7 protein-coding genes are annotated in these 6,995 nt (G+C 35.5%); 6 read left to right on the forward strand and 1 reads right to left on the reverse strand.

Translation table 11 applies throughout. The annotated features are described in order from the left end of the window. Nucleotides 1-220: 220 nt before the first annotated feature. Both H1P_RS27095 and H1P_RS27100 read left to right on the forward strand, forming a co-directional pair. Nucleotides 221-553 carry a hypothetical protein gene (locus H1P_RS27095; protein ID WP_246141976.1) on the forward strand — a complete coding sequence of 111 codons (333 nt, stop codon included), beginning with the start codon at nucleotides 221-223 and terminating at the stop codon, nucleotides 551-553. A gap of 211 nt (nucleotides 554-764) precedes the next feature. Then, nucleotides 765-1,496 carry a hypothetical protein gene (locus H1P_RS27100; protein ID WP_144873573.1) on the forward strand — a complete coding sequence of 244 codons (732 nt, stop codon included), beginning with the start codon at nucleotides 765-767 and terminating at the stop codon, nucleotides 1,494-1,496. 40 nt (nucleotides 1,497-1,536) lie between these two features. On the opposite strand, the gene H1P_RS27105 is transcribed toward H1P_RS27100, so the two are convergent. Then, nucleotides 1,537-3,393: a hypothetical protein gene (locus H1P_RS27105; protein ID WP_144873576.1), complete on the reverse strand. Its 1,857-nt coding sequence runs from the start codon at nucleotides 3,391-3,393 to the stop codon at nucleotides 1,537-1,539. A gap of 138 nt (nucleotides 3,394-3,531) precedes the next feature. Between H1P_RS27105 and ruvB the strand changes: the two genes are divergently transcribed. From ruvB to H1P_RS27125, 4 genes are all read left to right on the forward strand, one after another. Then, nucleotides 3,532-4,617: a Holliday junction branch migration DNA helicase RuvB gene (ruvB, locus tag H1P_RS27110; protein WP_144873579.1), complete on the forward strand. Its 1,086-nt coding sequence runs from the start codon at nucleotides 3,532-3,534 to the stop codon at nucleotides 4,615-4,617. A gap of 232 nt (nucleotides 4,618-4,849) precedes the next feature. Next, a complete protein-coding gene (locus H1P_RS27115) occupies nucleotides 4,850-6,214 on the forward strand; it encodes a gluconeogenesis factor YvcK family protein (protein ID WP_144873582.1) in 1,365 nt (454 codons plus the stop codon). Nucleotides 6,215-6,413: 199 nt separating this feature from the next. Next, nucleotides 6,414-6,665, forward strand: coding sequence for a hypothetical protein (locus tag H1P_RS27120; RefSeq protein ID WP_144873585.1), 252 nt, complete (start codon nucleotides 6,414-6,416; stop codon nucleotides 6,663-6,665). A 22-nt stretch (nucleotides 6,666-6,687) separates the two neighbouring features. Continuing rightward, entirely contained in the window at nucleotides 6,688-6,978 is a 291-nt protein-coding gene (locus H1P_RS27125) for a hypothetical protein (RefSeq protein WP_144873588.1), read from the forward strand. Nucleotides 6,979-6,995 lie beyond the last annotated feature (17 nt).

Raw genomic sequence — 6,995 nt, forward strand, 5'->3', positions numbered from 1 at the left:
TAAACTTGAACCTATTACCTTGACTTGCTACTTACCCGATTATCTTTTTTCACTAAAAAACTTTTTTACTAAGCCCTATGGAATTGAATAAAACGATAGTGTGAACCAATAGAAACTTACAAGCCGATCTTAATACAAAGCCATGTATAAAGTTAAATCACTTAATAAAATTTGGACAAACGTTAGTACTATAATTATAGTTGTTAGCTTAATTTTTATATTGATTATAGCAAACAACAAACCTGTAGCCTCTCAATCAATTACAGGTATTAATGCCGAAATCAGTAGGTTAAGGTCAAGAATTAATCGTGTAGAATCAGAAATCAGAAATTTAAGACCATCTAGCTCTGCTCCTAATTTACCTGCTAATAAGTCTCCTAGAGAATCTGTTTCTGACAATTTTAATAATCCTCCTGTAATCAACAATCAAGCGATAGGAAGGAGCGATCCTTTGTTTGAACGTTTAGCAACTTTACTCATCGAATTAAAAGAAGATGTCAGAGATATTGAAAGTAGATTAGTAACTCTTGAAGAGAGAAATTTGAAAGATTAATTATGAGGTGGTAATAAATAATCACTAACAACAAAAAACAAAAGAAGAATAAGTAACCACTAATAAACTTTAAATCTTTATCAAGAAATAATAAAGTCAATCATCATTAGATGATTATTTTGTAACAAAATGGTAGTATATATAAATACGCTTACGATATTATACTGAAAAAACCGTTATTTTTCAGCTTAAAATAACAGACAAATTTACAATGTGGTTCAAAAAATCGATAAATTTACAGCATTTTACTTATTTAGTTACTTTTATTATTAGCACGATCGCGATTATTCTCTTACAAGGCGATCGCTATCAAAAAGTGGCAGCAGAAATAGAAAATCCCGATTATATAAAACAAGAAAAAGAATTACAAACTGCTCTTAATTTAAGAAGAATTATTCCTACTTTTGGGTTTAATAATCTAGTTGCTGATTCTTTTTATTTAGAATTTGTGCAGTATTTTGGTGATGAAACAGCCAGAAAAGCTACAGGATATTCTTTGACTTCTGAATATTTTAGTGCGATCTCCGAACGCGATCCGCAATTTACCGAAGCTTATTTTACTTTATCAGCTGCTAACTCTATGTACGCAGGAAAAGCAGAAGAAACTGTAAACTTGATGAACCAAATCTTGCAAACAACTCCCCAGAAAATAGAAAATTCTCACCTACTTTGGACTTTAAAAGCAATCGATGAATCGATTTTTTTAGGAGATATTCAAGCAGCCCATTATTCTTACTCTCAAGCAGCTAAATCGGCTCGACAACAACATGGTAAAACCTCAACAGTAGTTACTCTTAATCAAGAGAAAGCTCAATTTTTAGCAACGAAACCCGATACTACCGAAGCTCAGATCATAGCTTGGAAAAGCGTCTTACCCCATGTAGTCAAAGAAAACGAAAAACAAGCTATCCGCGATTATATTAAAGCTTTAGAGGGAAAATAAAACTCAAGAGAATTAATGAATATATATCACAGAAAACAACTTAACTAAAAATCTTAAATAGTAAAGCCAAAAATAACCAATTAAGCAACAATCGAGAAACAATTAAGAGCAATGCCGTTGCCGATACAAATCGATAACCAGCACTCCAATCAATATGAAATCCTTTAATACAGCTACTGGTAATACCTAAAGCAATACATTCTAAAGGAACTTGCACCCACCAGCCAATAACAGGCAGATAAGCTAAAATTGATTCGACAATTCCTAAAATAAAGGATGCTTGATAAATAGTTTCTAAAGAATCAGCGCGAATTGCCATTCCACTAATAGCAAGTACATAGATCATAATTGCTGTAAAAAGGGTATTAAGACCAAAATTACTAAAGAAACTATAAGCCCCCAAAGCTTGATTTAAAGAATTTAAAGACTGTTGTTTTTCTGAGGGTTGATAAGCTACTTCTGGCCAAGCTGGATCGATTTGATCCATACCTAAAAGATTAATACCCTTTTGCCAGGATGTTGTCTCAGTTTGTTCAAAAATACAAACAGTTCTTACAGTTGTACTTTCTTCTTCAAGACTAACTTGTTCCACATCAACGACATAGATACCCGATAATATTTCTTCTCCAGATACAGATAAAAGAGGATTATTGTAAGAAGAAGCTTCTTTTAAAGCAAAGCCCGCAGCAATGTTTCCGTAAATTTGGCAGTATTCTAAACTCATATCTAAAGACTCTGGTTTAAAAGCTGGCTTATTTTGTGTGGACTCAGTTAATATTTTTTCGCTTACTATTTCTGTAGCTAAATAACAGTAAGATTTATCTCCAGTTGCCTCATCACAAATAGTTGGTAAGGCAGTCGATTTAGCCGAATTAATTCCGATAATTACAATTATTAAAGTAACTAATGTCCAACCAATGGGTAAAGCTAGATTAAGGAAAAATTTTGGCTTTGATCTGTATTTACCATTTTGTCTCTTAGAGGTTGCTGAAGTATCTCCATCTTGACCTTGTGCAGCAGAAATCGGTAAATTAGGATTATATTCTGTGGTAGAAGAATTTTTGGCTTGTGCTTGCCCTTGGGAAGCTGCTTTTTTAGCATCATCAATTGCAGCTTGGGCTGCAAAAACTGCTTCTGTTATGGCAAGAGTTTGTTCTGAATTATAACAGTAACGACTTAGCCAAATAGCTAGCTTACGATTTTCATCAGGGCTTAATTCTAGAATATCAGTCCACCACGCTTTAACTTCTGAATCACAATCACTTAAATCGGGATTAGTGGCATTAAGAAAATAAGCTTCTAAAATTAGTAATTGCGATCGCCTATTGAATTCACTAAATCGATCTAAAGTAGTAATCAGTTGAGCAATGTTGAGGCGAGGAGGAATCAATTCGGCATTTAATAATCTTTGATTACGAATAAAGCAGTATTGAGCTAAATCAAATTCTGGTTCTTTTTCTACTCCATCTACTGTTACTAAAATATCAGCATCTTTTTGAGATTCTAATTCCAAAGATTCTGAAGCTAATAGTTGGATTTCTGGAACATTTTCTGATTCTTGTTCTATTTCTGGATTTTTGTTTGTATCTACAGTGGCTAGATTATCTGTTTCTATTTCAATTAATGTCTGCCAATCTGGTTCGACCTCTCCTAAAATACGGCTATAAAACCAGATTTTTTTGGGTTCGACAATTTCTAAATCAATTATTACTGAAGAAAGAAGATCTGTTAACTTTTGATAATCGCAATCCTCATCAGTTTCACGATTAATATATAAATGAAGTACATCATCTTGCATAACGATCTGAAAATGCAGTCTCTCATATTGATCGACATCTGCGATTTCACTATCGGCGAGGCATTGTGCGATCGCTTTAAGAATTTGTTCTTCTTCCATTTTTAGTCAACAATCTTTATATGCATAGTTTTCCCCACATCAGGAAACAACTAACAGCAAATTGAAGATTACTTTTGTCTTAATCCATCTCAGACAAATTATGAGGTTACAATACAAAAGTATTTCTAGGTAGCAGCAATGGCAATTAAAAGATCGTCTTTGAACAATGCAAAGTCCCCTTCCACGCCACAAAAAACTACTCCTAAACAGCAATCTCATTCCGAGAAACGCTTAGTTTCCGCAGAAGCCAACCCAAAAGAAAGCGATTGCCAAGAACTAGGAATTCGTCCTCAAACCCTGGAAGATTATATCGGGCAAAAAGAACTCAAAAAAATTCTCAAAATTGGGATCGCTGCTGCTCAAGCTAGAGAAGAATCTCTCGATCATTTATTACTTTATGGTCCTCCAGGTTTAGGTAAAACCACCATGTCTCTCATATTAGCCTCAGAAATGGGAGTAGATTGCAAAATTACGGCTGCTCCCGCCCTAGAACGTCCCAGAGATATCACGGGGTTGTTAGTGAGCCTTAAACCAGGAGATATGCTATTTATTGATGAAATTCATCGACTCAACCGCATGACAGAGGAATTACTCTATCCTGCAATGGAAGATTATCGTCTTGATGTCACTATTGGTAAAGGACAGAGTGCTAAAACCCGTAGTATTCCTTTACCCCGATTTACTCTCATTGGTGCAACTACCAAAGTAGGGGCTTTAACCTCTCCTTTACGCGATCGTTTTGGCTTAATTCAACGTCTTCGTTTTTATGAAGTAGATGAGCTAACCATTATTGTGCAACGCACTGCCAAAATTTTACAAACTCTCATTACCCAAGAAGGTGCAGTCGAAATCGCCCGTCGTTCCCGTGGAACACCCCGTATTGCTAATCGTCTACTAAAGAGAGTACGCGATTATGCTCAAGTAGAAAAAGTATCAACTATTGATGACAAACTAGCCAACATCGCTTTAGATGTGTTTGATGTGGATCAAAAAGGTCTAGATTGGACAGATCGCTTAGTTTTAAGCACTATGGTAGAACAGTTTGGTGGAGGGCCTGTGGGTTTAGAAGCGATCGCTGCTGCTACGGGAGAAGATTCTAAAACTATTGAAGAAGTCTACGAACCCTATCTATTACAAATTGGTTATCTCAATCGTACCCATCGCGGTAGGATAGTTACTCCCCAAGCTTACGAACATTTAGGCTATCAGGGAAAACTGTTTTAAGGAAAGAGGAATCAGGAAGGATGAACGAAGTAGCAAGTAAATAACAACGAGCCATATTATCCCCATCTCTTGACAAGTCCCGCTTGAGATTATCCTAACAACTAATCACTGTACAGACGGGAAATTTCGTGTCTCTAGCAACTAACAATCAACTAAAAACGAACAACAAATGTTAATCTTTCATCAAACGTATCTGTTTTTGTAAATATCAAAAGCTCTTATAGATCAAAAGATGGGCAATGTATCCTCCGTCAAGAAAAAAAAAATAGATAAAATCAATCGAAATAACTACAGAGTTAATCGATGGTTTAAGTGGCTTTCTCCTGGGTTATTTGTGAAACGCTGGTTACTACTTAGTGCTAGTGGTTTTTGTCTTGCAGTACTGGGAGGAGCAATTTGGGTTAAGCTAACACCGATTTATCGTTTATTAGGTTTGGTTTCTCGATCTTTAGAATTTCTGACTACCGTTGTTCCTCACTATATTTCTGGTCCTTTCGTACTAATTTTCGGGGCTTTTTTAGTTCTTTGGGGTCAATCTCGTACTGTAGGCTCAATTACTAATGCCATAAATCCTAATGGTGATGAAGAGTTAGTAGATATGCTGTTAGCTCGTCGCCGCTTAAATAGAGGTCCCAAAATTGTTGCTATTGGTGGAGGAACTGGTCTTTCTACTTTGCTGCGAGGACTGAAGCAGTATAGTAACAATATTACAGCTATTGTTACCGTAGCGGATGATGGAGGCTCATCAGGCAGATTGAGGCGAGAAATTGGTGTTTTACCACCTGGAGATATTCGCAACTGTTTAGCAGCCTTAGCAGATGAAGAAAAATTACTCACAGAATTGTTTCAATATCGCTTTGAAGCTGGCGCAGGTTTAAGCGGTCATAGTTTTGGAAACTTATTTCTGACTGCAATGAGTGAAATTACAGGAGATTTGGAGCAAGCAGTAACAGCGAGTTCTCAAGTATTAGCTATTAGGGGTACAGTACTACCTGCTACCTTAAGTGATGTTAGCCTCTGGGCAGAAATGGAAGATGGCAGGTTAGTAGAAGGAGAATCCAATATTCCTCTAGCTAAAGGGAAGATTCGTAATATTGGTTGTCTGCCAGCCAATCCCCCCGCTTTACCAGCTGCGATCGCTGCTATTGAAGAAGCTGACTATATCATTATTGGCCCTGGCAGCCTTTATACTAGCATTATCCCTAATTTCTTAGTACCAGAGATTGCAGCAGCTATTTCCCAAGTCAAAGTTCCCCGCATCTATGTGTGCAACATTATGACTCAACCAGGAGAAACTGAAGAATACAGTGTTGCCGATCATATTCAAGCGATCGATCGCATCTGTCCTCAAAAACTCTTTGATGCTGTTTTAGTACACCGTAAAGCACCTTCTCCAGAATTGTTGCAACGCTACGCAGAAGAAAATTCTCACCCAGTTTATATAGATAGAGAAACTATTACTAAGTTAGGTCGTAGAGTAGTAATTGCTAACATTATGGATGAAAAAGGCTCGATTAATTCGATTCGCCATGATTCTAGTCAATTAGCAAGAGTATTATTACGTTGGTACAGTGGCAAATGGCAACCTAAGTTTTAATTAACTGAGTAATTAACTGGTACTTTTAAGTAAAATTCTCTAGTTTGTAGTTTCATAGATTATCGATTATCACAAATTGTTGCTTATATTTATAATTAATTTATAGAAATGGTCTTACCATGCCGATCCGTTTTTTCTTTTTATGTTTTAGTTATTTAATGAGAAACTTTATAATTAAGCTTTTATCTAGTTTAGTTATATGAAAATTGTTACAGATGCGGAGTACGATCGCCTCTACAGAGAAAGTTTATCCTACGAGCAGATAGAATCTAACCTTCGCGGGTTCAATCTAGTTAGAGCAGCTAAAAGTCAGTGGAGTGAGGAACAATACCGTTTTGCCAAATTATCATCAGGAGTTGATTTTGAATTTATTGACGAACAGATATTCCTCGATTGCAATAAAAAAAACGAACATAGCGATCGTCCTACTCTAAAGGAAAGAATTAGCTAAAGATTGCTTAGAATTAGCCGATATGGAAATTAATATTGTTTTGGCAGATAAAATTAATGCAAGAAAAACAGATTTAAAATTTTTATTAGCGTTTATTCTTGGGATTATTTCAACTATTTGGAAGCAATTAAAAATAGAAGATATTCTTGTGATTTTTTTGTTGTTTTGTCTTGTATTTTACCTAGTAGTAGTTATTTCATACTTGATGCCAAGTAAAATTGAAAAAGCAAAAGAGTTAAAATATTTTATATTGCTTTATTGTCGAGAAGATGATATTCCCAGTAAATCAAACTTTGAATACCATAATTCTTGAGTTATTTATCAAAAAAT

The organism is Hyella patelloides LEGE 07179 (assembly GCF_900659865.1).
In the GTDB taxonomy this organism is placed as follows: Bacteria; Cyanobacteriota; Cyanobacteriia; order Cyanobacteriales; family Xenococcaceae; genus Hyella; species Hyella patelloides.